The 24046-nt window shown below is 41.2% G+C and carries 21 protein-coding genes and 1 pseudogene; 15 read left to right on the forward strand and 7 right to left on the reverse strand.

Translation table 11 applies throughout. The features are described from left to right. Nucleotides 1-23 precede the first annotated feature (23 nt). From ACE01R_RS10515 to ACE01R_RS10535, 5 genes and pseudogenes are all read right to left on the reverse strand, one after another. A complete protein-coding gene (locus tag ACE01R_RS10515) occupies nt 24-899 on the reverse strand; it encodes a DUF3426 domain-containing protein (protein ID WP_395551053.1) in 876 nt (291 codons plus the stop codon). Between the two features lie 3 nt (nt 900-902). Continuing rightward, complete coding sequence (prmA, locus tag ACE01R_RS10520) at nt 903-1820, reverse strand: 50S ribosomal protein L11 methyltransferase (protein WP_395551054.1); 918 nt, start codon at nt 1818-1820, stop codon at nt 903-905. A 133-nt stretch (nt 1821-1953) separates the two neighbouring features. Then, complete coding sequence (locus ACE01R_RS10525; protein WP_395551055.1) at nt 1954-2829, reverse strand: bile acid:sodium symporter family protein; 876 nt, start codon at nt 2827-2829, stop codon at nt 1954-1956. Nucleotides 2830-3090: 261 nt separating this feature from the next. Beyond that, nucleotides 3091-3981 (reverse strand): bile acid:sodium symporter family protein, encoded by an 891-nt coding sequence (locus ACE01R_RS10530; protein WP_395551056.1) that lies wholly within the window; start codon nt 3979-3981, stop codon nt 3091-3093. 251 nt (nt 3982-4232) lie between these two features. Next, nucleotides 4233-4577 (reverse strand): annotated as a pseudogene (locus ACE01R_RS10535) (hypothetical protein); the annotation flags it as partial. A 253-nt stretch (nt 4578-4830) separates the two neighbouring features. Between ACE01R_RS10535 and mnmG the strand changes: the two are divergent. The 3 genes from mnmG (at nt 4831) to ACE01R_RS10550 (ending at nt 8689) form a co-directional block, all read left to right on the forward strand. Beyond that, a complete protein-coding gene (gene mnmG, locus ACE01R_RS10540) occupies nt 4831-6711 on the forward strand; it encodes a tRNA uridine-5-carboxymethylaminomethyl(34) synthesis enzyme MnmG (protein WP_395551057.1) in 1881 nt (626 codons plus the stop codon). 318 nt (nt 6712-7029) lie between these two features. Then, nucleotides 7030-8235, forward strand: coding sequence for a 3-(3-hydroxy-phenyl)propionate transporter MhpT (mhpT, locus tag ACE01R_RS10545; RefSeq protein ID WP_395551058.1), 1206 nt, complete (start codon nt 7030-7032; stop codon nt 8233-8235). A gap of 127 nt (nt 8236-8362) precedes the next feature. Then, the gene (locus ACE01R_RS10550) at nt 8363-8689 is read left to right on the forward strand and encodes a hypothetical protein (protein WP_395551059.1); all 327 of its coding nucleotides are present in this window, start codon (nt 8363-8365) and stop codon (nt 8687-8689) included. Nucleotides 8690-8756: 67 nt separating this feature from the next. On the opposite strand, the gene glnG is transcribed toward ACE01R_RS10550, so the two are convergent. Beyond that, nucleotides 8757-10235: a nitrogen regulation protein NR(I) gene (gene glnG, locus ACE01R_RS10555; protein ID WP_395551067.1), complete on the reverse strand. Its 1479-nt coding sequence runs from the start codon at nt 10233-10235 to the stop codon at nt 8757-8759. After that, nucleotides 10222-11331 (reverse strand): nitrogen regulation protein NR(II), encoded by a 1110-nt coding sequence (glnL, locus tag ACE01R_RS10560; protein WP_395551072.1) that lies wholly within the window; start codon nt 11329-11331, stop codon nt 10222-10224. Before glnL ends, glnG begins: the two co-directional genes overlap by 14 nt. 360 nt (nt 11332-11691) lie before the next feature. Here glnL and rimO point away from each other — a divergent pair, with 360 nt between their 5' ends. The 12 genes from rimO (at nt 11692) to lpxA (ending at nt 24028) form a co-directional block, all read left to right on the forward strand. Further along, nucleotides 11692-13035, forward strand: coding sequence for a 30S ribosomal protein S12 methylthiotransferase RimO (gene rimO, locus ACE01R_RS10565; RefSeq protein WP_395551073.1), 1344 nt, complete (start codon nt 11692-11694; stop codon nt 13033-13035). Between the two features lie 57 nt (nt 13036-13092). Further along, nucleotides 13093-13821 carry a UMP kinase gene (gene pyrH, locus ACE01R_RS10570; protein WP_092819385.1) on the forward strand — a complete coding sequence of 243 codons (729 nt, stop codon included), beginning with the start codon at nt 13093-13095 and terminating at the stop codon, nt 13819-13821. A gap of 78 nt (nt 13822-13899) precedes the next feature. After that, nucleotides 13900-14454 carry a ribosome recycling factor gene (frr, locus tag ACE01R_RS10575; RefSeq protein WP_092819386.1) on the forward strand — a complete coding sequence of 185 codons (555 nt, stop codon included), beginning with the start codon at nt 13900-13902 and terminating at the stop codon, nt 14452-14454. Nucleotides 14455-14460: 6 nt separating this feature from the next. After that, on the forward strand, nt 14461-15213 hold the full coding sequence (gene uppS / locus ACE01R_RS10580) for a polyprenyl diphosphate synthase (RefSeq protein WP_395551074.1): 753 nt from the start codon (nt 14461-14463) through the stop codon (nt 15211-15213). A 3-nt stretch (nt 15214-15216) separates the two neighbouring features. After that, nucleotides 15217-16041 carry a phosphatidate cytidylyltransferase gene (locus ACE01R_RS10585; RefSeq protein WP_395551075.1) on the forward strand — a complete coding sequence of 275 codons (825 nt, stop codon included), beginning with the start codon at nt 15217-15219 and terminating at the stop codon, nt 16039-16041. After that, the gene (gene ispC / locus ACE01R_RS10590; protein ID WP_395551076.1) at nt 16042-17238 is read left to right on the forward strand and encodes a 1-deoxy-D-xylulose-5-phosphate reductoisomerase; all 1197 of its coding nucleotides are present in this window, start codon (nt 16042-16044) and stop codon (nt 17236-17238) included. Between the two features lie 3 nt (nt 17239-17241). Further along, the gene (gene rseP / locus ACE01R_RS10595; RefSeq protein ID WP_395551079.1) at nt 17242-18597 is read left to right on the forward strand and encodes an RIP metalloprotease RseP; all 1356 of its coding nucleotides are present in this window, start codon (nt 17242-17244) and stop codon (nt 18595-18597) included. A gap of 86 nt (nt 18598-18683) precedes the next feature. Then, nucleotides 18684-21146: an outer membrane protein assembly factor BamA gene (gene bamA, locus ACE01R_RS10600; RefSeq protein ID WP_395551135.1), complete on the forward strand. Its 2463-nt coding sequence runs from the start codon at nt 18684-18686 to the stop codon at nt 21144-21146. A 36-nt stretch (nt 21147-21182) separates the two neighbouring features. Continuing rightward, nucleotides 21183-21680, forward strand: a complete 498-nt coding sequence (locus tag ACE01R_RS10605) for an OmpH family outer membrane protein (protein ID WP_395551080.1) — start codon at nt 21183-21185, stop codon at nt 21678-21680. Between the two features lie 3 nt (nt 21681-21683). Next, on the forward strand, nt 21684-22751 hold the full coding sequence (gene lpxD, locus ACE01R_RS10610) for a UDP-3-O-(3-hydroxymyristoyl)glucosamine N-acyltransferase (RefSeq protein WP_395551081.1): 1068 nt from the start codon (nt 21684-21686) through the stop codon (nt 22749-22751). Nucleotides 22752-22757: 6 nt separating this feature from the next. Next, nucleotides 22758-23243 (forward strand): 3-hydroxyacyl-ACP dehydratase FabZ, encoded by a 486-nt coding sequence (gene fabZ / locus ACE01R_RS10615; RefSeq protein WP_395551136.1) that lies wholly within the window; start codon nt 22758-22760, stop codon nt 23241-23243. Beyond that, nucleotides 23240-24028 carry an acyl-ACP--UDP-N-acetylglucosamine O-acyltransferase gene (gene lpxA / locus ACE01R_RS10620; RefSeq protein ID WP_395551082.1) on the forward strand — a complete coding sequence of 263 codons (789 nt, stop codon included), beginning with the start codon at nt 23240-23242 and terminating at the stop codon, nt 24026-24028. Before fabZ ends, lpxA begins: the two co-directional genes overlap by 4 nt. Nucleotides 24029-24046 lie beyond the last annotated feature (18 nt).

Raw genomic sequence — 24046 nt, forward strand, 5'->3', positions numbered from 1 at the left:
TTTTTTAATAGTTTTTTTCAATATTACGGACGAATTATTTCTAAACTATAAGTGTCAAAGCTTTTACGTGGCACAGGAACGCTCAATTTGAATTTAAAAGGACTATTCTGCGGGATTCGTTGAATTCCTTGCAGACTGGTAATCAAGTATTCGGAAGGCTTAAAGGAATAGGTCGATATAATTTCTCCACTCTTTTTCAAATTTACCTTGATCATTGGAAGAGCCAAACTTTCTGTATGATAGTTAATCAGTTCTCCAGTAAACTGGGTTTCCTGTTTGGAAATTTGTTTCACCTTTAGCTTGTTGGTGGAAATCAGGCGATAATTTTCTTCCATAACCGAACAATTGAATGCCTGACATGCGCTATTAAATAAAGCACTAAATACCGGGCTGTTATTTAAAATTTTCGGGTTAAACCAAAAAAACTGCAAAATCAGCAAGCTGGCTAAACATACGTTGATTGTGCCCCATAAAACATAATGCCGCGCACCATATTTTTTCTCTTGTTCAGCTTTTTCTGACCAGTTCAGTGCAGGGTAGTTGCCAATCGGTTCCGTACTAAAATAATTCAGGTTATTGAGATAGGTCTTTAAATCGATATTCGAGTTTTCGACTTTACGATCGAAAATATCCAGTAAATGTTGTACTGGTTGCTGTTCCGTAATGAAGTGCTCTTTAACGAGTTCATTGGATAGAGCGGTTTGTTTGTCTGGATCTAAAGCAGAAGCAGTTTGGACGGCAGAGAAAGTTTCTTCTTTCTCTACGACCAGATGGGTTAATGCATTAAAATTGGTTGAGCATTTTGCACAACAAACCATACCGCGAGCAACTGTAAGTTGAGCCACAGAGACTTTGTACTTGGTTAAACAGTTAGGGCAGCAGGTTTGTTTTTCGCTCATAGTCTATTCAAAATTTGTATGGGTATTTTGGCGTTTACCCGAAATTCGACACCAATGTTCGTCACGCTTTTCGACTTGCAGTATATCAAAAAATTCAGAATAAACACTAGAAACATCAGCAACTTGCTCTTCTAATATGCCGGCAAGTGCGAACTCTCCCTCAGATTTAACCAAAGTTGCGAATTCAGGCGCAAGAGCCATTAATGGACCTGCCAGAATGTTGGCAACAAACACATCGGCTTTCTGGTTTTTCAGCTCTTCATTGAACTCGTCTGGCAGACCTACATACAGATTTTCAAGTACGCCATTCAATTCGGCATTTTGTTGGGTCGCCAGTACTGCTTGTGGATCAATATCAGTAGCATAGACTTTTTTCGCACCCAGTAATAATGCAGCCACACCTAAAATGCCTGAACCACAACCATAGTCGATCACAACTTTATCTTTAAGATCGGTTTTGCCGAGCCATTGCAGACAAAGAAAGGTTGAGGCATGGTTACCGGTACCAAAAGCCAGACCCGGATCAAGCTTGATATTGACTGCATCGGCTTCAGGCGCTTCCATCCATTCAGGTACAATCCAGTATTTTTCGCCAATTTGAATAGGCTCGTAGGCATCCATCCAGGTACGTTCCCATTCCTGATCTTCAAGAAATTCGTAACGTAATGGTGCTTCAGGCATCTGAGCAGTAATAAAGGTAATAAGAGCATCTACATCGATTTCTTCGTCATCTTCCTGTGCATAGATACCAGTCACAATGACTTTATTCCACAGAGGCGTTTCACCTGGAAGTGGTTCAAGCAAGTCCTGATTTTCAGCATCATCTAAAGTTACGCTCACTGCACCTAATGAACTTAACAGTGTTTCAGTAAAATCGACTTGAGCTTGCTCAACAGTAATATGAATTTGTAACCACTTCACGGAGATAACCTAAATTTGTCTTTTTAAAAATGCCATTGTAACGGAACTCGGGCGGAAACCACTATATATTGATAAAAACTATCTTGAAAAAGAAAAGGACGCACATTGACGTCCTTTATTTATGGTGGCTGAATCAGGTGGCTATGGCCGTTGGGTGAGATGCGAATTTATTTAATAACATGCCAAAGAGTGCAGCAAAGATATACATAAAAATAGAATATACCGCAGCTGGCATGGCAACGGTGGAGTTCGCCATAACGGTAAGTGCAATGGTCATGGCCAGGGTACTATTATGAATGCCAATTTCAAATGCACAGGCACGCGCTTGGGCACTGTTGATGCCGAACAGTCGAGGCAGCAAGTATCCGATACATAGGCTGAGCATGCAGAACAAAGCAGTCGCGATGCCTACTTGAGTTAGGTATTCAGCAATATTCTGACGTTCACTCAGAATCGCACCAATAATAATCGATATTAAAAATATGACAGCGAATATGCGTAGCGGCTTATTTAACCTTTCTGTGAAATGTGGGGCATAGTGCCGAATCAGCATGCCTATACAGACCGGGACAATGATAATGGCAAAAACCTGAACAATTTTACCAAATTGTAAATTGATCTGCTGGGCGTCTTGCATGAAATGTGCAATGGAAAAATTCACAATTAAAGGTAGTGTTATGGCTGCAATCACAGAATTAATTGCAGTAAGGGTAATGTTGAGTGCCAGATCGCCCTTAAACAGATAGCTAAACAGGTTGGCGGTACTGCCACCTGGAGATGCGGCTAGCAGCATTAAACCTACAGCAAGTAGAGGGGGAAGCGCTAAAACCTTGCAAATGACGAATGCAATACTGACCAAAATAATCAGTTGACAAAACAGGGCAATCAGCACGGCTTTAGGATGTTTGCTGACTCGAGCAAAGTCTTTGGGGGTTAATTCCAATCCTAGCCCAATCATGATAATGGCAAGAGCTAAGGGCAGTAAAATGGTAATGATTCCTGAATCCATTGGAAATCTCCTATTTTTATTCTTCTTGATTTAAGTTTTTACTGATTTTTATCATGCAACTATACTGACAACATAGATGTATCAACAAATATATATAAGTTAATATTCCAGCTTTATATAAATAACATGGATTGAGTTTCATTTTTAGCCTATGAACCGAGGCATTTTCATTGCTAATTTTAAAATAGTGACGGATAAAATTTTAAAGCAATGAACTATATATTTTTTATATAAGTGTGTTTTCAACCCGGCAGTTGTGTTTTAGCCATTTAAAGTGCGTGCATTGTCTTTACTAAGTAGTTGTGGGTTTCTGCTCAAGATATAACCAAATGCAAAGGCGAAAATATACATAAAAATAGTATAAATCCCTGCGGGAATGGCAATCGTCGTATTCGATAATACTGAAAGTGCAATAGTCACTGCAAAACCTGTGTTGTGAATCCCTACTTCAAAAGTACATGCCCGTGCCTGTCTATCGGAAATTCCAGATAAGTGTGGGACGAGATAGCCCACTAAAAAACTGATCAGGCAAAATAGCGCCATGGCAATGCCAATCTCGGCAAAATATTCAGTGACATGGAATCTTTCTTTATAGAGCGCATACAAAAAAATCGAAAATACAAAGATGACCGAAAATAATCGCATGGGTTTATTTAATTTCAGTGCAGTTTTAGGGGTAAGTGAACGAATCAGCATACCCAAACAAACCGGAATAAAAATAATTAAAAAGACCTGAATGATTTTTTCAATAGGCATGGCAAAGCTTTGCGACTCACCTAAAAAATAATGCATCGATAAATTGACAATAAAAGGCAGGGTAAAGATACAAATAATAGAATTAAGGGCAGTAAGGGTAAGGTTTAAGGCCACATCTCCCTTAAAAATATAGCTAATCAAATTTGCTGTAGGGCCACCTGGAGAAGCGGCAAGCAACATTAAGCCAATCGCTAGAAAGGGAGAGGGCTTAAATAAAATACAAATAAAAAATGCAACGCCAACCAAAATGATCTGTTGTGAAAATAAAGCTAAAAAAATAGCTTTGGGATGATAACGGATACGAAGAAAATCTTTAACTGTGAGTTCAAGCCCTAAACCAATCATCATGAAGGCAAGTATGATAGGTAAAAAAAAGGTAAATAGTCCCGAATCCATGGAGTATCCTTTTTATTGTTATATCCTTAATATTATTTGAGTTTAAACGAGTTTTTTAAATTAGCAATATATGAAACGGGTAAAACTCAAGTATTTTACCCGTTAATAATTTCAATAAAATTAACATTTTATGGGGATTGTTGTGGTTGTATCTCAGGTTGTGGCTGCATTTGAGGCTGAGTTTGCATTTCTGGTTGAGAGTGTTGCATTTGTGGTTGGGATTGCTGCATTTGCATTTGGGATTGAGAAGAAGGTCGAGGAGCCATAAAACCTAAAGCACATTTACCTTTAACTTCTGTCCCGTTGATGCTTACAGATGTTGCGCTAGTATCTCCACTACATGCACTGGTTAACTCAGGTTCATCTCCTGCGATGGACGAATTTTTTGCTGAGGGGAAGAATTGAGGTTCACAGGTACCATTCCAGATAATACCGCGATATGCAAAACTCACCTGTGCGCCCTGACTTTTACCTTTACAAACCTTTTGGTACCTTTGAGAATCATATACTTTTTCGACTTTATCATTTGCTGAAGCTGCAAATGGTGCGAAACATAAACCACAGAGAATGGATGAGAGGACAATATTCTTATTCATCTTTATACCTTTGTTCGTAATGTACCCAACCTATAGCTTAAAAAGTAATCAAATTTAAACAATGCTAATCAAGTAAAAAAATTTACTTAAATGTTTCATTTCTATAGCGAGTCTGAAAAGCGGAATTACATTGCAACATTAAAAGACTGAAAATCGATTCAATTCTCATCAAGAAATTCGACTCATTTTGTCAACTTATTTTGTTCAGTTTTGATATAATACTCCGTCATCATTTTTTATCTCTCAAACCATTATGCATTATCCTAAAGTTTACGATGTCATTGTTATCGGTGGCGGTCACGCAGGTACCGAAGCAGCCCTTGCTGCAGCGCGTATGGGTCGACAGACTCTGCTCTTGACTCACAACATTGAGACTTTAGGGCAGATGAGCTGTAACCCGGCCATCGGTGGTATTGGTAAATCACACCTGGTGCGTGAAATTGATGCTTTGGGTGGTGCAATGGCATTGGCTGCCGATAAAGGTGGTATTCAGTTCCGTATCCTGAATTCACGTAAAGGTGCAGCGGTTCGTGCAACCCGTGCTCAAGCTGACCGTATCCGTTATAAAGCTGCGATTCGCGATACCTTGGAAAATCAGGCCAATCTAGATATTTTCCAGCAAGCGGCAGATGACCTGATTGTTGAAGGTGATACCGTTAAAGGTGTTGTGACACAAATGGGTATTCGCTTTGATGCAAAAACCGTTGTGTTGACAACAGGGACATTCTTAGGCGGTGTGATTCACGTAGGTCTGGAAAAATCAAGTGGCGGCCGTGCCGGTGATCCTCCATCAATTTCATTGGCTGCACGTTTACGTGAATTGAACTTGCCTGTAGGTCGTTTAAAAACAGGTACGCCACCGCGTATCGATGCACGTTCAGTTGATTTCTCTGTCATGACACCACAGCCGGGTGATTTCCCGTCTCCGACCATGTCATTCATGGGGGATGCGTCTATGCATCCGGAACAGATCAACTGTTACATCACACATACCAATGAACGTACTCACGACATCATTCGTGGAGGCCTCGACCGTTCACCAATGTATACTGGTGTGATTGAAGGTGTGGGTCCGCGTTACTGCCCATCGATTGAAGATAAAATTCATAAATTTGCTGATAAAGATTCGCACCAGGTATTCCTGGAGCCAGAAGGCTTAGATACACACGAGCTTTATCCAAACGGTATTTCGACTTCACTGCCATTCGATGTGCAGTTTGAATTGGTGCGTTCGATTCGTGGTATGGAAAATGCTCACATTCTTCGTCCGGGTTATGCCATTGAATACGATTACTTCAACCCGCAAGCGTTGAAATTCTCTTTAGAAACCAAAGCGATTAATAACCTGTACTTTGCTGGTCAAATCAACGGTACAACCGGTTATGAAGAAGCGGGTGCACAAGGTTTATTGGCAGGCTTAAATGCTGCACGCCGTGCTTGGGATCAAGAACAATGGACACCTAAACGTGATGAAGCGTACATGGGTGTATTGGTTGATGACTTGATCACTTTGGGTACCAAAGAACCATACCGCATGTTTACCTCACGTGCGGAATACCGTTTGATGCTGCGTGAAGACAATGCGGATCAACGTTTAACTGCCATTGGCCGTGAAATGGGTCTGGTGGATGATGAACGCTGGACTGCTTACTGTGAAAAAATGGAAGCAGTAGAAACCGAGAAAGGCCGTTTGCAACACCTTTGGGCTGCGCCAAACAACCCGATGGGTAAAAAATTCGTGGAAATGACCGGTGCTGATCTTTCTAAAGAATGCTCAGCCATTGATCTGTTAAAACGTCCAAACATCAGCTTCGCTCAAATTGCAGAGCTAACAGGTTCAGAGGTTTCAGCATTTGTCGGTGAGCAAATTGAAATTGCCGTGAAATACGAAGGTTATATCAACCGTCAGCAAGAAGACGTAGCACAAATGAAGCGTCTGGAAGAAACTCGTATTCCTGCTGACTTTGATTATGATGTGGTTTCAGGCTTGTCGCGTGAAATTACACTTAAATTAAAAGATGTGCGTCCTGAAACATTGGCTCAAGCAAGCCGTATTCCAGGCGTAACACCAGCAGCAGTTCAACTGGTGATGATTACCATTCGTAAGAACAATCAAGCGAAAAAAACTGCTTAATACAATGTGAGTTAAGTTGATAAAAAGCCCGCTAAACGCGGGCTTTTTATCGTTTAATTTTAAACTATTACTTTTGACTATGGTTTGATCATAAATAACTACCGAAATTATAAGTATTTGAAAATATGAAATAATAAATAAAATTAAGATCTATTATGTCTATTTGTTTAATCTTTTATGTCTAATTTGAATGGTTTTTTTTGAGGTAACGCACATTAAACCCGACCATTGTAGTGGTATTTATTTCAACAGATTGATCTGAAAATAGTGAAGCAAATTGCTGTGGGCTAATTTGCTTAATATGGACGGAGTTCAATCATGGCGCAAATACAAACAGGTAAAATGCAGAAATTCTTAACAGTATTTTTGTGTTTTTGGGTCGCATTTTTTGAAGGTTTTGATCTTCAGGTTCCCGGTATTGCCGCAAAAGGAATTGCTGAAACATTTGCTCTAGACCAGGTGCAAATGGGTTATGTATTTAGTTTGGGTGTTTTTGGTATGTTATTTGGCGCGTTCTTTGGTGGACGTGTTGCCGACTATTTGGGGCAGAAGAAAGTTTTAATGCTTTCAATTGCAATTTTCGGCCTATTTATGTCGCTTACTGCCATCGCGCCAAGTATTGAAATTTTATATGCAGCGCGCTTCTTTACCGGCTTAGGTCTGGGTGCTGCGATGCCAACCATGATTTCTGTGGTGGGTGATGAGGCGACGGAAGCCAATCGCGGCAAGCTGAACAGCTTGATGTATTGCGGATTACCGGTAGGTGCAATTTTCGTTGCAGGCTTGGCTATCTTATTTAAAGATATTTCTTGGCATACCCTTTTTTTGATTGGAGGCTTGGCACCATTAGCGCTGCTCCCATTCATGGCGATTATTCTTAAAGATAAGCCTAAGCAGGTTGCTGTTGAGCAAGTGTCTACAGAAGCAGTTCTGGGAATGGCACAAGTATTATTTAAAAACCAGCAATATAAAAATACCTTGCCACTTTGGGTAGGCTTCTTCTTTACCCTGATGATCAATTATATTTTGATTAGCTGGTTACCTAATTTGCTGATGGGACAAGGCTTAGAAAAATCACAGGCTTTTATGGTGATGCTGGTATTCCAGGTAGGCGCGGTGATTGGTACTTTGGCTTTGGGTTATTTGCTTGATCGCTTAAAACTTTGGCAGATGGCAGTGATTATCTATAGCGGTTTATTTGTTGCCCTTAGTCTGTTATTCACCACTACCTCTATTCCAGTGTTGGTTCTAGCCGGTGTGATGGGTGGGATCTTCTCTACAGGTGGTCAGTCTATTCTGTATGGTATTTCACCAATCTTCTATTCAGGCACGGGCAAAGTGACCGGTGTAGGTAGTGCGATTTCTCTAGGGCGTTTGGGTGCAATGACTGGACCATTACTGACTGGGAAAATCTTGGCACTCGGTTTGGGAACTACAGGTATTTTAATGGCGAGTTTGCCGGCAGTAGTAATCTCTGCTGTGGCGGTAACTGCACTATCACGTTATAAAGCAGCATATAAATAAAAGTCTAACTATGTAAAGCGAGGGAATCTTGAAGATTCCCTTTTTTATTGCAAATCTGCTTTGAACAAATAGCGAAGTTAAAATAGTTTGTTAAAATGTGCGGATAGTAAAACAGATTAATTTTTATATGGCTTATCAACTTATTCCATTATCCATTCAGGCAACAGACAACATTGCATGCCCGCATTGCCAGCAAAATGTCATTGACTGGGCTGAAGAGCAGTATGTACAACCTTGTGGGCATACTTTATTTATCGCCATGGATATTGGCTTTGAATATATGACCGATGAATTTGAGCAAAGCATGCTGCGTACTGTAGATGACCTGCATGCCAATGATGATCAGGTGAATATGTTTGCTGAAATTACCCAAGCCACTTATCCTAATTATTTGATTTTGAAATCTGATTTGGGTGTAGAGGGGTATTTTCGATATGTGGGTTTTACCGCATAAGCACTGAACCGTTAAAAACGCAGCAATAAAAAAGCGCCCTTGGGCGCTTTTTTAATGTATATGGAAATTAGCTTTCGATTTCTTCTTCTATATCATCATCGGCAGTGTCCATGCCTAGCTCTTTCAGTTTACGCGTCAAGGTGTTGCGGCCCCAACCCAGCAATTCAGCTGCATGACGCTTACGACCACGGGTTTGCTGTAAAGCAGCAGTGATTAAAGTGCGTTCAAACATGGGTGTAGCAATGTCCAGAATCTTCATTTCGCCATTTTTAAGTTTCTGAATGGCCCATTGACCCAATAACTCATCCCAATGATGCAGTGAAATACGGTCAAAGGTATTGTGCGGTTGAGCATCTTCACCTGAACGTTGAATTGGAATCTGTTTTAGTTCCGAAGGCAGGTCTTCTGGATAAACTTCACGTCCGGTGATCATCACGGTGAGCCAGCGACAGGTGTTTTCCAGTTGACGCACGTTGCCTTGCCACGGTAGCTGTTGCATATATTCCTGGGTTTCTGGACGCAAGATTTTAGGATTTACGCCTAATTCTTTACCCGCACGGGCCAGGAAGTGCTGCGCCAACATTGGAATGTCTTCACTGCGATGGGCTAGTTTTGGAATATGAATACGGATCACATTCAGACGATGATACAAGTCTTCACGGAAGCGTCCATCATGCACCAGTTTTTCCAGGTCTTGGTGGGTTGCTGCAACAATACGCACATCAACCTTAACCGGAATATGTCCACCGACACGATAGAATTCACCATCCGCCAAGACACGCAGTAAACGTGTTTGGGTTTCAAATGGCATGTCCCCAATTTCATCTAGAAATAGTGTACCGCCATTGGCTTGTTCAAAACGACCTTGGCGCTGTGAATTGGCACCGGTAAAAGCGCCTTTTTCGTGACCGAAAAGTTCAGTCTCGATCAGGTCTTTAGGAATGGCTGCCATATTCAAGGCAATAAAAGGTTTGCTGCTACGTGGCGAATGGCGATGTAGCGCATGTGCAACCAGTTCTTTACCGGTTCCTGATTCACCATTAATCAATACGGTAATGTGCGACTGTGATAAACGGCCAATGGCACGGAATACTTCCTGCATGGCAGGGGATTCACCAATGATTTCCGTTGATTGAATGGCTGGTACGGCTTTGGCAGATTCCTGCTGCTGTAATTTTGCAATATGCAGGATGGCACGGTTAACCAGTGCCAGGGCTTCATCAATATCAAATGGTTTGGGTAGGTATTCAAAAGCACCTGTTTGATAGCTGGATACCGCAGATTCCAGATCTGAATGTGCTGTCATAATAATGACAGGTAGGTCAGGATGAGAGCCTTTGACTTTACCCAGAAAGGTCAGACCGTCGATACCGGGCATACGAATGTCGGTTAAAATAACATCAGGAGCCTCTATGCTGAGTTGATCCAGTGCAGACTGTGCTTCTTCAAAGCTGGTCACGTCAAAACCTTCTTCTTTGAAGGTTTTTTCCAAAACCCAGCGCATGGCACGATCATCATCAATGACCCATATTTTATTTCGCGACATGGTTAGACTCCCAAGGTAAATATAAGCTAAATACTGTTTTTCCCGGAACGGATTGGCATTCAATCATTCCGTTATGTTGGTGCATTATGTTTTGTGCAATGCTCAAACCGAGCCCGGTGCCTTTAGCACGTCCTGTGACTAATGGATAAAATACCGATTCTAAGATTTCTTCAGGTACACCCGGGCCATTGTCTTCAATATCAATACGAACCGCAGAACGTTTTAATACACCGTTAATGGTGACCAAGCGCTGAATCCGGGTTCTTAAAATTAGTTCCGGCTGATGATCAACAAAGAACTCTTTATTTTCCATCATGGCTTGTACGGCGTTGACGCTGATATTGAGCATGACCTGAATTAACTGGTCGCGATCTGCCATCACTTCAGGTAAGGATAGATCGTAGTCACGGGTAATCTTGATTTTCTTTTTGGTTTGATTGGTAATGAGTGAACGTACACGTTCTAAAGGCTCATGCACATTGACCAGTTCGTAGCTTGGTAGCTGACGGGAACCTAGCATGGTATCGGCCAGATTGCGTAAACGGTCTACTTCACTGATAATAATGTCGGTAAATTCTTCATATTGCGGATCATTCAGGCTGCGCGCCAGCAACTGGGTGGCACCACGGATGCCGCCTAAAGGGTTTTTAATTTCATGGGCGACACCACGAATCAGTTGTCTGGCGACCTGATGTTGCTGAATCAGATTTTCTTCTTTGGATATTTTTAACATCCGGTCAATCTGGTTCAGTTCAATCAGTAGGAGCGGGTGGTAGGGTTTTGCTGAATTAATTTGTGAAACGGTATAATCCACGTGAATATCTTTGAAATTGACGCTAATGGCGGCTTCACGACGCGTATAAGGTTGTCCGGTTTTAAAGGTATTTAATAAAGCTTCTTCAGTATTGAACTCATCATCTGGCATATGCAGTAAATTTAAAACCGGCTGTCCCGCCGCACGCAGTAAGCTAATGTCGAACAAAGATTCACAAGATGAATTCAAATAAAAAATATTCAGCTTACTGTCGACCAATAAAATTGCGGTGGTTAAGTTATCCACTAAAAGGCGGTAGTCGATAGCGACGGGTTGATCCATTTGCGAAAGCATCCTGTGTTAAAATAGCGCAATGGCATCTGCACTTCTTGTCATTTCTCCCCGTTATGGGACATTCAACGAGTTAAACGTTGTCGAAATAAAGCAAAATGCACGCCAACTTTGAGCATGGGTATAAATATAAATTCTGCCGCTATAAAAGTGTGCTTTTTTGTTTTTAATAACAGAATTCCAATTCCATAGTAATAGAAATACAATTATTAGTGAACCAAAATGGTGCACTTGAAGTATTTGCTAAAAATATAGGCATATTTTGGTGCGCAATGCAAAGAGTCCGGATTCCACCTGTTTTTATGATCGGAAAAGACATACAATACGCGCATTATAGTGGAGCGCAGATTCATGAAATCCCCCAAAGTCGGTTTTGTTTCTTTAGGTTGTCCTAAGGCATTGGTAGATTCCGAACGAATTTTAACTCAGTTGAAGACTGAAGGTTATGATGTAGCATCGGATTACGATGGTGCTGATTTAGTTGTTGTTAATACCTGTGGTTTTATTGAATCTGCAGTACAAGAATCTTTAGATGCAATTGGCGAAGCCATGAGCGCAAACGGTCGTGTGATTGTGACAGGCTGTTTGGGTAAAGATGAAGACAAAATTCGCCAAATGCACCCGAATGTCCTTAAAGTGACTGGTGCTGCGGCATATCAAGAAGTAATGGAAGCCGTACACGAGTACGTTCCAGAACCGCCTAAGCATAATCCGTTTATTGACCTTGTTCCGGAACAGGGTATCCGTTTAACTCCGAAACACTATGCCTACTTAAAAATATCAGAAGGCTGCAACCATCGTTGTACTTTCTGTATCATTCCAAGCATGCGTGGTGACCTGGTTTCACGTCCCGTCGGTTCGGTATTAAATGAAGCCCAAGCGCTGAAAAAAGCCGGTGTAAAAGAAGTACTGGTTATTTCTCAGGATACTTCAGCTTATGGTGTAGATACCAAATACAAGCTTGATTTCTGGAACGGCCAGCCGGTTAAAACCAAATTTTTTGACATGTGTGAAGCATTGGGTCAGTTAGGCATCTGGGTGCGTCTGCACTATGTCTATCCATATCCGCATGTCGATGCAGCCATTGATTTAATGGCTCAAGGCAAAATCCTACCGTATTTGGACATTCCTTTTCAGCATGCCAGTCCGCGCATCTTAAAGTTGATGAAGCGACCAGCTCATAGTGAAAACACTTTAGAACGTCTTAAACTGTGGCGTGAAAAATGCCCTGAACTGGTGATCCGTTCCACTTTCGTGGTTGGTTTCCCGGGTGAAACAGAAGAAGATTTCCAAATTTTACTTGAATGGTTGAAAGAAGCTCAGCTTGATCGTGTAGGTTGCTTTACCTATTCACCTGTAGAAGGTGCGACAGCCAATGATCTTCCAGATCATGTACCTGAAGAAATCAAGCAAGATCGCTACGAGCGTTTCATGCAAGTACAGCAGGAAATTTCTGCAGCCAAACTGCAAAAACGCATTGGCCAAACCATGACTGTTTTAGTAGATGAGCTGGAAGACGAATTCCCGGTGGCAGTTGCACGCTCTTATGCTGATGCACCTGAAATTGATGGGAATGTCTTTGTAGAAGATATTGATAAAAGCCAGATTAAAGCAGGTGATTTGCTTGAAGTCGAAATTACCGATGCAGATGAATATGATTTATATGCGAAGTTAATTCGAGTTAAGTCTGCTTGATCTGTCATAAAAATAGACGAATAAAATTTTGAAATTGTAAGATTCGGAGATTTCCTGATGTTGGACTCAAAAAAGCCCCGTTATGCACGTATTTTATTGAAACTTTCTGGTGAGGCTCTTGCTGGAAATAAAGATATGGGTATTGACGCAACTGTGCTTGATCAAATGTCTTTAGCGATTGCACACTTGGTTGGCCTGGGTGTTCAGGTGGGTATCGTAGTGGGCGGTGGTAACCTATACCGCGGTAGCCAATTGCAAAAAGACGGTCTGGTTGGTCGCGTAACAGGTGACCAGATGGGTATGTTGGCAACCGTAATGAACGGTTTGGCATTACGTGATGCTTTGGTACGCCGCAACATCAAAACCCGTTTAATGTCAGCACTGCCAATTGGTGCTGTGGTTGAATCTTATTCAAGTCGTGATGCGATTCGTCATTTAACTCAAGGCGAAGTATGTGTATTTGTTGCTGGTACAGGTAATCCTTTCTTTACTACAGATACCGCAGCATGCTTACGTGGTATCGAAATTGAAGCCAACCTGATCTTGAAAGCGACTAAAGTGGACGGTGTTTATAATAAAGACCCAAGCAAATACGATGATGCCGTGAAATACGAAACACTGACTTTCGATCAAGTGCTTGATGAAAAATTAGGTGTGATGGATTTAACCGCGATTTGCCTATGTCGTGACCATAACGTGCCACTTCAAGTATTCGATATGAATAAAGCTGGTTCATTGCTTTCTGTGGTGATGGGTGAAAAAGAAGGGACTCACGTTACGAATTAATGTACGTGAGCCTGAAAGCTCTTTATACTACACGCTATTTAGTTATTACATTTCTTAGAATTAAGTAAGGAAGATCACATGATTAACGATCTTAAAAAAGACGCAGAAGACCGCATGAACAAGACGCTTGAGTCTTTGGAGCATGGTTTTGCCAAGGTTCGTACAGGCCGTGCGCATCCATCAATCCTGAACGGTGTTATGGTTCCTTACTATGGCTCGGATGTACCATTAAACCAGGTAGCTAACGTGGGTGTTGAAGATTCACGTACATTGCTTGTTCAGCCATTTGAACGTTCAATGGTCTCTGCAATTGATAAAGCAATCCGTGAATCTGACCTGGGCTTGAACCCAATTACGGCTGACGCGATTCGTGTACCGATGGCGGCACTTACTGAAGAAACACGTCGTGACATGCAGAAAGTTGCACGTAATGAAGCGGAAAATGCCAAAGTTGCAATCCGTAACATTCGTCGTGACGTATTGGGCGACATCAAGGCATTATTGAAAGAAAAAGAAATTTCTGAAGATGATGAGCGTCGTGCAGGTGATGACATCCAAAAAATCACCGATAAATTTGTTGCTGAAGTTGAAAAACGTCTAGCTGCTAAAGAAGCTGAATTGATGAAGGTCTAAGATTTAATGACCGTATCAGAAGACAGTATGCTTCTTCCAAAACATGTTGCCATCATTATGGATGGCAACAATCGTTTTGCAAAAAAAAAGCAAATGCAAAAAGGTGCAGGACATCGTGAGGGGAAGAATGTTCTGGATCCGATCGTTGAACACTGTAGAAAAAATCATATTCAAGCATTAACCGTTTTTGCATTCTCGAGTGAAAACTGGAATCGTCCTCAATTTGAGGTTGATTTACTCATGGTATTGTTGGAAGAAACCATTCATGAGCAATTGCCGCGGATGGAAAAGTTCAATATTGCCTTGCGCTTTATTGGCGATCGTTCGCGTTTGTCTGACCGTTTACGCGAGTTAATGTTGCAAGCTGAACAAAGGACTGCTAAGTTCGACAGCATGACTTTAACCATTGCCATTAGTTATGGTGGTATGTGGGATATGACTCAGGCTGCAAAACAGATTGCAGCAGATGTGCTGGCAAAAAAAGTTGCGGTTGAAGATATTGACGTGGAGCTCTTTGGGCAACATGTCTGCATGGCCGATTTACCTGCTGTGGATTTACTCATTCGTACAGGTGGTGATTATCGTTTGTCGAATTTTTTACTTTGGCAAGCGGCATATGCTGAACTATATTTTACCCCAACCTTGTGGCCTGAATTTACTGTAGAAGAATTAGATGATGCATTCGCTGTCTTTGCTGGACGTGAACGTCGTTTTGGTAAAACTTCAGAGCAAATCCAACAAGAGAAACTTGAGAATTAATAAATGTTAGAGCGGATTATAACCGCATTGGTATTGGTAGCAGTCGTACTGAGTTGTATGTTTGCTACACAGTCTCAGTATCCAATGTTTATGCTGATGATTGTTGCAGCAGGGGTTGCAGGGTATGAGTGGTTTAAGCTTATGCCAAGAAAAAATAAAAATCTTGTTAAGCCTTTAGCTTGGGTTTATGGACTTGCCACAGCTGCTTTAGCAACTTTAGCATTATATTTTAATGATATCGCTCTGCTGCTTTGGGCTGCTTCCATTATTTGCTGGATCTGCAGTATTTTTTGGGTTAAATCCTATCCAGACTATGATGGATGGTACAATCCCAGCCTAAAAATTATTGGATTTATTTTAGTTTCTGCTGCAGTTACCGCAATTTTCTCTGTATGGCATAGCTCTCCATGGTGGCTCATGTACCTGTTTTTACTGGTATGGGGTGCAGACAGCGGTGCTTATTTTGTTGGGCGTAAATTGGGCAAGAAAAAACTTGCTCCAGATGTCAGTCCAAACAAATCAGTAGAAGGTTTATACGGTGGTATTTTTACCGCCATGCTGATTGTAGTAGCAGTAGAGGTCCTTTATTTGGATTTAACGCTGGCACAGCATATTTTATTTTTAATTTTATCTGTGATTACCGTATTCAGTTCGGTTCTTGGCGACTTGTTTGAGTCCATGATCAAACGTCGCGCTGGAATTAAAGATTCAGGTCGTATTCTGCCAGGACATGGTGGCGTACTTGACCGCATTGATTCATTGCTTGCTGCTGCTCCAATTTTTGCTGCAGGCATGTATGTTTTAAAACTTATTGGTGTAGATTTATAGATGTCACAATCTGTTTGTATATTGGGTGTAACGGGTTCAATTGGTCAAAGTACCTTAAAAGTTCTGCAACAGCATCCTGAAAAGTATTCTGTTTTTGCAGTCACGGCGCATAGCAGAATTTTGGAACTCGTTGAAATATGCAAACAATATCGACCAAAAATCGTGGTTGTTCCTTCCAGTCGAGTTAAAGAGTTACAGCAATATTTTAATGAGCAGTCTTTAACTAATATTGAAATCTTGACTGATGAGGCGGGCTTGATCGCTGTTGCCGAACATGCAGATGTTGATATAGTCATGGCAGCCATTGTGGGAGCTGCGGGTTTATTGCCGACCTTGGCTGCGGTTAAGGCGGGTAAGCGTGTCCTGTTGGCCAATAAAGAAGCACTGGTGATGTCGGGTGATATCATGATGCAGGCTGCACGTGATTATCAGGCAGAATTGCTTCCGGTCGACTCTGAACATAATGCTATTTTCCAATGCTTACCTCAGAATTATTTCCAAACAGAGCGCAACGGTCAGCCTAAACAGGGCGTCTCCCGTATTTTACTTACAGCTTCTGGCGGGCCATTTCTAAATCATAGTCTTGAACAATTACAGAATGTGACACCTGCACAAGCGTGTAAACATCCGAATTGGTCGATGGGTCAAAAAATTTCTGTTGATTCTGCAACCTTAATGAATAAAGGCTTAGAGCTGATCGAAGCTTGTCATCTCTTTGCAATTTCAGAACAGTTTGTAACAGTGGTAGTACATCCACAGAGTATCATTCATTCTATGGTTCAATATGTGGATGGTTCGACTTTGGCACAAATGGGCAATCCTGATATGTGTACACCAATCGCGCATGCGCTTGCCTGGCCGACACGTATTCAAACTCATGTGCCTGCCCTCGACCTGTTTGTCAATCAACAGCTGGATTTTCAGGAACCTGATACCATACGTTTTCCGGCATTAAAACTTGCACGTCAAGCCATGCAAACTGGTGGTCTAGCTCCTGCGATTTTAAATGCTGCCAATGAGATTGCTGTTGCTGCCTTCTTGAAAAATGAGATTGGTTTTACTGAAATTTCTCAAGTGGTAGAACAGACCTTAAATCTGGTTGAAGGTGGCGCTGCAGAATCAATTGAGCGTATTTTACAGGTTGATCAAATGGCTCGATCGGCTGCCCAGCAAATTGTCATCAATAAAGGAAGCTAAAATATGAATGCCTTGTTTATTATTGTGGCAGCAATTTTACTCCTTGGACCGCTCATCGCGATTCACGAGTTTGGACATTATATTGTTGCACGTAAACTGGGTGTTAAAGTTTTAGTTTATTCTATTGGCTTTGGACCAACCTTATTCAAGTGGACCTCTAAAAAATCGGGCATTCAATATCAGCTTTCAGCATTGCCATTGGGTGGCTATGTGAAAATGCTGGATGAACGGGAAGGTAGTGTTGCTGAGGAGGATTTACCCAAAGCATTCAACCGCCAACATCCCTGGAAACGTATTGCGATTGTTGCTGCTGGGCCATTGATCAATCTGGTTTTTGCCGTGTTATTGTTCTGGATTTTATTTATTCCATCACAAGAACAATTGAATACCCGTGTAGGTAAAGTGTTACCTAATACACCTGCTGCTACAGCTCAAATGCAGGTTGGTGACAAAATTACAACAGTCGACGGAACACAAGTAACCACTTGGGAAAAGTTAAATTTTGCCTTGGTGGACCGTGTGGGTGAAACCGGTTCAATTCAGATTCAGGCCGACCGTCAAGGTCAGTTGCAAACCTTTAACTTACCTATCCAGAACTTCTTAAAAAATCAAAACCAGTCTGCATTAGACAGTTTAGGCTTTATGCCATACCGGCCATATATTGCTCCCGTGGTCAGTAAGCTGAGTGAAGATGGTGCGGCTATTCGTCAAGGGATGAAAGAAGGCGATAAAATCGTGGCCATTGATGGCGTGAAAATGAATGACTGGTTTGATGTGGTTCAAGTTGTTCAGGCTTCACCAGAAAAATTATTAAAAATAGATGTATTACGTCAAAATCAGCTGCTACATTTACAGGTAATGCCGCAAGCCAAGCGTGATAGTATGGGCAATGTTTCAGGTATGCTGGGTGTACAAAATACCCCGGGGAAAATAACCATTCCCGAAGAATATAAGCAAACCATTCAATACAGCCCGACTGAAGCTTTGGTTATGGCTGTTGATAAAACGGGTCAAATTTCAGGTATGATTTTGAACTCGATCGTCAAAATGGTACGTGGTTTAATTGGGTTGGATAATTTATCGGGACCGATCACCATTGCTAAGGTGGCGGGGAAAAGTGCAGAAATGGGTTGGCAAACCTTTATCTCATTTATGGCCTTAATGAGCGTGAGTTTGGGTATTTTGAATTTATTGCCTATTCCAATGCTTGATGGTGGACACCTGGTTTACTATTTTATTGAGCTAATTCGTGGTAAACCTGTTTCTGAACAAATACAATTGGTTGGTTTAAAAATTGGTATGGTACTGCTCGGTAGTATGATGCTCCTTGCATTATTCAATGACTTCATGCGTTTATAACAACGTAAATATGTAATAAATTAACATCGGAAAAGACTGGCATGCAGCACACACATTTATTTATGCCTTTGGCACTCGTTAGTGCAATGGCAGCAGTACAACAAGTATATGCAGCAGATGAATTCATTGTCCGCGATATCAAAATTGACGGACTTGTTCGTTTAACGCCAGAAAATGTTTATGGGATGTTGCCTGTCAATGCTGGCGATCGTGTTAATGATGCGACCATTGCAAATGCGATTCGTGCTTTGTATGCCACTGGCTTGTTTGATGATATCAAGGCATCTCAACAAGCAGATACGCTTGTTTTTAGCGTTGTAGAACGTCCAGTCATTTCGAAGGTTGAGTTTAAGGGAAATAAACTTATTCCTAAAGAAGCCCTTGAAGAAGGGTTGAAAAAAATGGGTATTGCAGAAGGCGAGGTTTTGAAAAAATCTGCTTTGCAAACCATTGAAACTGAACTTGAACAGCAGTATATGCAGCAAGGTCGTTATGATGCCGATGTTAAGGTGATTACGACTGCCAAACCCAATAACCGTGTTGATTTAACCATTGATTTTGTTGAGGGTAAGGCGGCTAAAGTTGTAGATATCAATATTATCGGCAACACTGTTTTTAAAGAAAGCGAAATCAAGCAAGCATTTGCGGTGAAGGAAAGCGGCTGGAGTTCGATTGTTACCCGTAACGATCGCTATGCGCGTGAAAAGATGGCAGCCAGCCTTGAGGCTTTGCGTGCTTTATATTTAAATAAGGGTTATATCAATTTCAATATCACCAACTCAAGTTTGAACTTGAGTGAAGATAAAAAGAATATCTTTGTCGAAGTTGCTGTAGAAGAAGGCGAGCAATTTAAATTTGGCGAAAGCAAGTTCTTGGGCGATGCACTTTACAAACCTGAAGAATTAAAAGCATTGCAAATCTATAAAGATGGCGAGATTTATTCTCAAGAAAAAGTTAATGCAGTTAAACAACTGTTACTGCGTAAGTATGGTAATGCCGGTTATTACTATGCTGAAGTCAATATTGTTCCTGAAATTAATAAAGAAACCAAACTTGTTGATTTAAATTATTATATTAATCCGGGTCAGCAAGTCACTGTTCGTCGTATCAATTTTACCGGTAATACCAAAACTGCCGATGAGGTGTTGCGTCGTGAAATGCGCCAGATGGAAGGTGCATTAGCCAGCAATGAGAAAATTGATTTATCTAAAGTTCGTCTAGAGCGTACAGGTTTCTTTAAAACGGTTGATATTAAACCAGCCCGTATTCCCAACGTACCTGATCAGGTTGATCTGAACGTGAATGTTGAAGAGCAGCATTCAGGTACCAGTACACTGGCAGTAGGTTTCTCGCAAAGTGGCGGTGTGACCTTCCAGGCTGGTTTAAGTCAAACTAACTTCCTGGGTACGGGTAATAGTGTTTCGATTGATTTATCGCGTTCAGAAACACAAGATTATTATAATTTAAGCGTGACTGATCCGTACTTCACCATTGATGGTGTGCGTCGTGGTTATAACATGTATTACCGTAAAACCAAATTAGATGAAGATTATAACGTCAATAACTATGTGACGGACAGCTTTGGTGGTGGTATTAACTTCGGTTATCCAATTGACGAAAACCAAAGCGTGAGTGCGGGTTTAAATATTGATCAGACTGAAGTAACGACTGGTCCATATGTTTCTACTTATGTTCGTGACTATCTATTGGCAAATGGTGGTAAAGCGACAGGTACAGGTACAGGATGTAGTGTTGCTCTAGTTCAAGATCCAACAACAGGTTTATTTAATTGTCCTGCGGGATCAGAAGTTCCATTTGATAATAAGTTTAATGGTGATTTCTTAACCTATAATCTTAATTTAGGTTGGTCTTATAATACTTTGAACCGTCCTGTTTTCCCGACATCAGGTATGTCACATCGTGTGAATGGTGAAATTGCATTACCAGGCAGTGATGTGGAATATCAAAAAATTACTTATGATGCCCAAGCCTTCCAGCCTTTAGGTAAGGGCTTTGTATTACGTGGTTATGGTAAGTTGGGTTATGGTAACGACTTGCCATTCTATAAAAACTTCTATGCCGGTGGTTTTGGCTCAGTACGTGGTTATGACAACAGTACATTAGGTCCTAAATATCCTGGGGTGACTTTTAATGAATCTCAGACCCAAGATTATGATCCTGAAGAAGTGGGTGGTAATGCTTTGGTACAATTTGGTGCCGAACTGGCTTTACCATTACCGTTTAAAGGTGATTGGACGCGTCAGGTTCGTCCAGTACTGTTTGCTGAAGGTGCACAAGTATTTGATACTCAGTGTGATATTCCGAAAGGAAACTTATACTTGAATTCTAGTAATACTCAAGTAGATGCGAAACAGTATTGCGAAGATAACTTCGGTTTTGATGCTGGTAATATGCGTTATAGCGTAGGTGCAGGTTTTACCTGGATTACCATGATTGGGCCGCTATCTCTCAGTTATGCTTATCCGTTAAATGAAAAAGACGGTGATAATACTAAAAATATCCAATTTGAGATTGGTCGTACTTTCTAAGTACGACCCTCAATGGGTTTAAAAAAGGATATTTGCATGAATAAAATATTAATAGGCCTTGTTTTTGCTGGTTTGACTAGCACTTCCGCTGTACATGCTGCGGGTTATGGTGTGGTTGACCTGGAGAAAGTGGTACAAAATAGTACTTATTTAAAACAGCAAAATACATTGCTAGAGCAAAAAGTACAGCCACAAACCACCAAGCTGGAACAGTTGGCTAAAGAGCTGGAAGCTCTGCAGCAACGTGCTCAACAAACGCCTAATTTATCCGATGCTGAAAAGCAAAAAATGTCTGCGCAGTTTCAAACCCAGCTTAAAGAGTTTAATGCGCTGCAGCAAAGTGTACAAACCACAGTTCAGTCTACTATTCAGCTGATGAATAAGACTTTAGGAGCTCGAGTTAAGCAAGTCGCAGAACAATTGCGTAAAGAAAATAACCTGGATATTGTTTTAAATAAAAATTCCGCACTTGCTTATGACTCTAAGTATGATTTAACTGATAAAATGATTCAAAAGGTTAACGTTATTAAGTAATCAATGAATCTTAGACAATTTCGCTTAGAAGATCTTGCCCGTCTGGTACAGGGCGAGTGCGTAGGTCAATCTGATTTAATCTTGCAAGGATTGGCTAGCTTGGATGCGGCTCAAGCGAAACATATTGCATTTGTAAACGCCGATAAATATCTGGATCAGGCACGTGCTTCAAAAGCAGGTGCCTTGATCGTCACTTCAGCTCTAAAAAATCAGCTAGATACGCACAATAATTTTATTGTGGTCGATAATCCTTATCTTGCTTTTGCCATTCTGACGCATGTATTTGAAAAGAAAAATCAGCATCAGGGCATAGAAAGTACAGCACAGATCCATCCTTCTGCCATAATTGCCGATAGTGCCTATATTGGGCATTATGTGGTTATTGGTGAGCATTGTGTGGTGGGTGATGATACCGTCATTCAATCACACGTTAAAATTGATGATGATGTTGAAATTGGTCAGCAATGCTTTATTGATTCACATGTCACTTTAACCGGTGAAACAAAAATCGGTGACCGCGTCCGTATTCATGCCAATACTGTGATTGGTGGAGAAGGTTTTGGTTTTGCGCCTTACCAAGGTAAATGGCATCGTATTGCACAATTAGGTTCAGTTAAAATCGGTAATGACGTCAGAATTGGATCAAATTGCAGTATTGACCGTGGCGCACTCGATGACACAATTCTGGAAAATGGTGTCATTATTGATAATCTTGTGCAAATTGCCCATAACGTAAAAATTGGTGCCAATACAGCACTTGCTGCAAAATGTGGTATTGCAGGTAGTACCACAATTGGCAAAAATTGTGTGTTTGCAGGTGCAGTAGGGGTGGTAGGTCACATTAATATTGCAGATAATGTCATAATTACCGGTATGTCAATGGTCACAAAAAGTATTTCTGAGGCAGGGAGTTATTCTTCTGGCACACCGATGCTGGAAAGTTTGCACTGGAAACGCGCTGCGGTACGCTTTAAACAATTAGCAGATGTGCCATTGACCCAGTTACTCAAACGGCTTGATCATATACAGGCTCAAATCGAGTCCCTTGAATCAACTTTTAAGCGTAAATAGATTATGATGACTGAGTCGAATACTGCTGCATTTACGAAACCTGAATTGCCAATGCACATTCAACAAATTCGTGAATATTTACCTCACCGCTATCCATTCTTATTGGTCGATCGCATTGTAGATGTGACTGACAATGGCATTGTGGGCTATAAGAATGTTTCAATCAACGAAGAGTTTTTACAGGGACATTTCCCGGGCTATCCAATTATGCCGGGTGTACTGATTGTTGAAGCATTAGCTCAAGTCTCTGGTATACTTGGTTTTATCATGAATAATGAAAAACCAGGCCCAGGTTCATTGTTTCTTTTTGCGGGCGCTGAAAAGGTTCGTTTTAAAAAACAAGTCGTTGCTGGTGACCAATTGGTATTAAAATCAGAATTGGTTATGCACAAACGTGGCATTTACAAATATAATTGTATAGCCACAGTTGATGGCGTTGTAGCAACAACCGCGGAAATTATGGTTTCGCATCAGAAAATAGAGCAGGCATGAGTAATAACGATTTAATTCACCCAACCGCCATTATTGACTCATCTGCAGTCATCGCTGCAGATGTACAAATTGGCCCTTATTGTATTATTGGGCCAAAGGTCACTATTGGTGAGGGCACCAAGCTACATTCACATGTAGTGGTTGGTGGCTATACTCGTATTGGGAAAAACAATGAAATATTCCAGTTTGCGAGTGTGGGTGAAGTTTGTCAGGATTTAAAATATGCTGGCGAAGAGACTTGGCTTGAAATCGGCGATCATAACTCAATTCGCGAGCATTGCAGTTTGCATCGTGGTACGGTTCAGGATCAAGGACTCACAAAAATTGGCAGTCATAACTTATTGATGGTCAATACGCACATTGCACATGACTGTATGGTAGGTGACCATAACATTTTTGCCAACAATGTCGGCGTTGCAGGACATGTACAAGTGGGCGATTATGTCGTTGTGGGTGGTAATTCGGGCATTCATCAATTCTGTAAAATCGATTCTTACAGCATGATTGGTGGTGCTTCGTTAATTCTGAAAGATGTACCTGCTTATGTGATGGTATCCGGTAATCCGGCACATGCTTTTGCAATGAATGTGGAAGGAATGCGTCGTAAAGGTTGGTCTAAGAATGTGATTCAAGCATTACGCCAAGCCTTTAAATTGATTTACAAAGATGGTTTAACCACTGAACAAGCAATTCAGCAGATTCGTGATGATATTCTGCCAGAAGCGCCAGAAGCACAGCTATTGATTGATTCTTTGGAGCAGTCAAAGCGTGGTATTGTTCGTTAATCGAATATATTGCTATAA

This window comes from Acinetobacter sp. BSP-28 (assembly GCF_044130285.1).
Lineage (GTDB): Bacteria > Pseudomonadota > Gammaproteobacteria > Pseudomonadales > Moraxellaceae > Acinetobacter.

Bases quoted from the DNA above. Each gene is read 5' to 3' on its own strand.
- mnmG (WP_395551057.1), top strand. From the start codon at position 4,831: ATGCATTATCCTAAAGTTTACGATGTCATTGTTATCGGTGGCGGTCAC.
- pyrH (WP_092819385.1), top strand. From the start codon at position 13,093: ATGTTGGACTCAAAAAAGCCCCGTTATGCACGTATTTTATTGAAACTT.
- fabZ (WP_395551136.1), top strand. From the start codon at position 22,758: ATGACTGAGTCGAATACTGCTGCATTTACGAAACCTGAATTGCCAATG.
- rimO (WP_395551073.1), top strand. From the start codon at position 11,692: ATGAAATCCCCCAAAGTCGGTTTTGTTTCTTTAGGTTGTCCTAAGGCA.
- ACE01R_RS10550 (WP_395551059.1), top strand. From the start codon at position 8,363: ATGGCTTATCAACTTATTCCATTATCCATTCAGGCAACAGACAACATT.
- bamA (WP_395551135.1), top strand. From the start codon at position 18,684: ATGGCAGCAGTACAACAAGTATATGCAGCAGATGAATTCATTGTCCGC.
- ispC (WP_395551076.1), top strand. From the start codon at position 16,042: ATGTCACAATCTGTTTGTATATTGGGTGTAACGGGTTCAATTGGTCAA.
- uppS (WP_395551074.1), top strand. From the start codon at position 14,461: ATGACCGTATCAGAAGACAGTATGCTTCTTCCAAAACATGTTGCCATC.
- ACE01R_RS10525 (WP_395551055.1), bottom strand. From the start codon at position 2,829: ATGGATTCAGGAATCATTACCATTTTACTGCCCTTAGCTCTTGCCATT.
- mhpT (WP_395551058.1), top strand. From the start codon at position 7,030: ATGGCGCAAATACAAACAGGTAAAATGCAGAAATTCTTAACAGTATTT.
- glnG (WP_395551067.1), bottom strand. From the start codon at position 10,235: ATGTCGCGAAATAAAATATGGGTCATTGATGATGATCGTGCCATGCGC.
- ACE01R_RS10605 (WP_395551080.1), top strand. From the start codon at position 21,183: ATGAATAAAATATTAATAGGCCTTGTTTTTGCTGGTTTGACTAGCACT.
- lpxA (WP_395551082.1), top strand. From the start codon at position 23,240: ATGAGTAATAACGATTTAATTCACCCAACCGCCATTATTGACTCATCT.
- ACE01R_RS10585 (WP_395551075.1), top strand. From the start codon at position 15,217: ATGTTAGAGCGGATTATAACCGCATTGGTATTGGTAGCAGTCGTACTG.
- ACE01R_RS10530 (WP_395551056.1), bottom strand. From the start codon at position 3,981: ATGGATTCGGGACTATTTACCTTTTTTTTACCTATCATACTTGCCTTC.
- rseP (WP_395551079.1), top strand. From the start codon at position 17,242: ATGAATGCCTTGTTTATTATTGTGGCAGCAATTTTACTCCTTGGACCG.
- ACE01R_RS10515 (WP_395551053.1), bottom strand. From the start codon at position 899: ATGAGCGAAAAACAAACCTGCTGCCCTAACTGTTTAACCAAGTACAAA.
- frr (WP_092819386.1), top strand. From the start codon at position 13,900: ATGATTAACGATCTTAAAAAAGACGCAGAAGACCGCATGAACAAGACG.
- glnL (WP_395551072.1), bottom strand. From the start codon at position 11,331: ATGGATCAACCCGTCGCTATCGACTACCGCCTTTTAGTGGATAACTTA.
- lpxD (WP_395551081.1), top strand. From the start codon at position 21,684: ATGAATCTTAGACAATTTCGCTTAGAAGATCTTGCCCGTCTGGTACAG.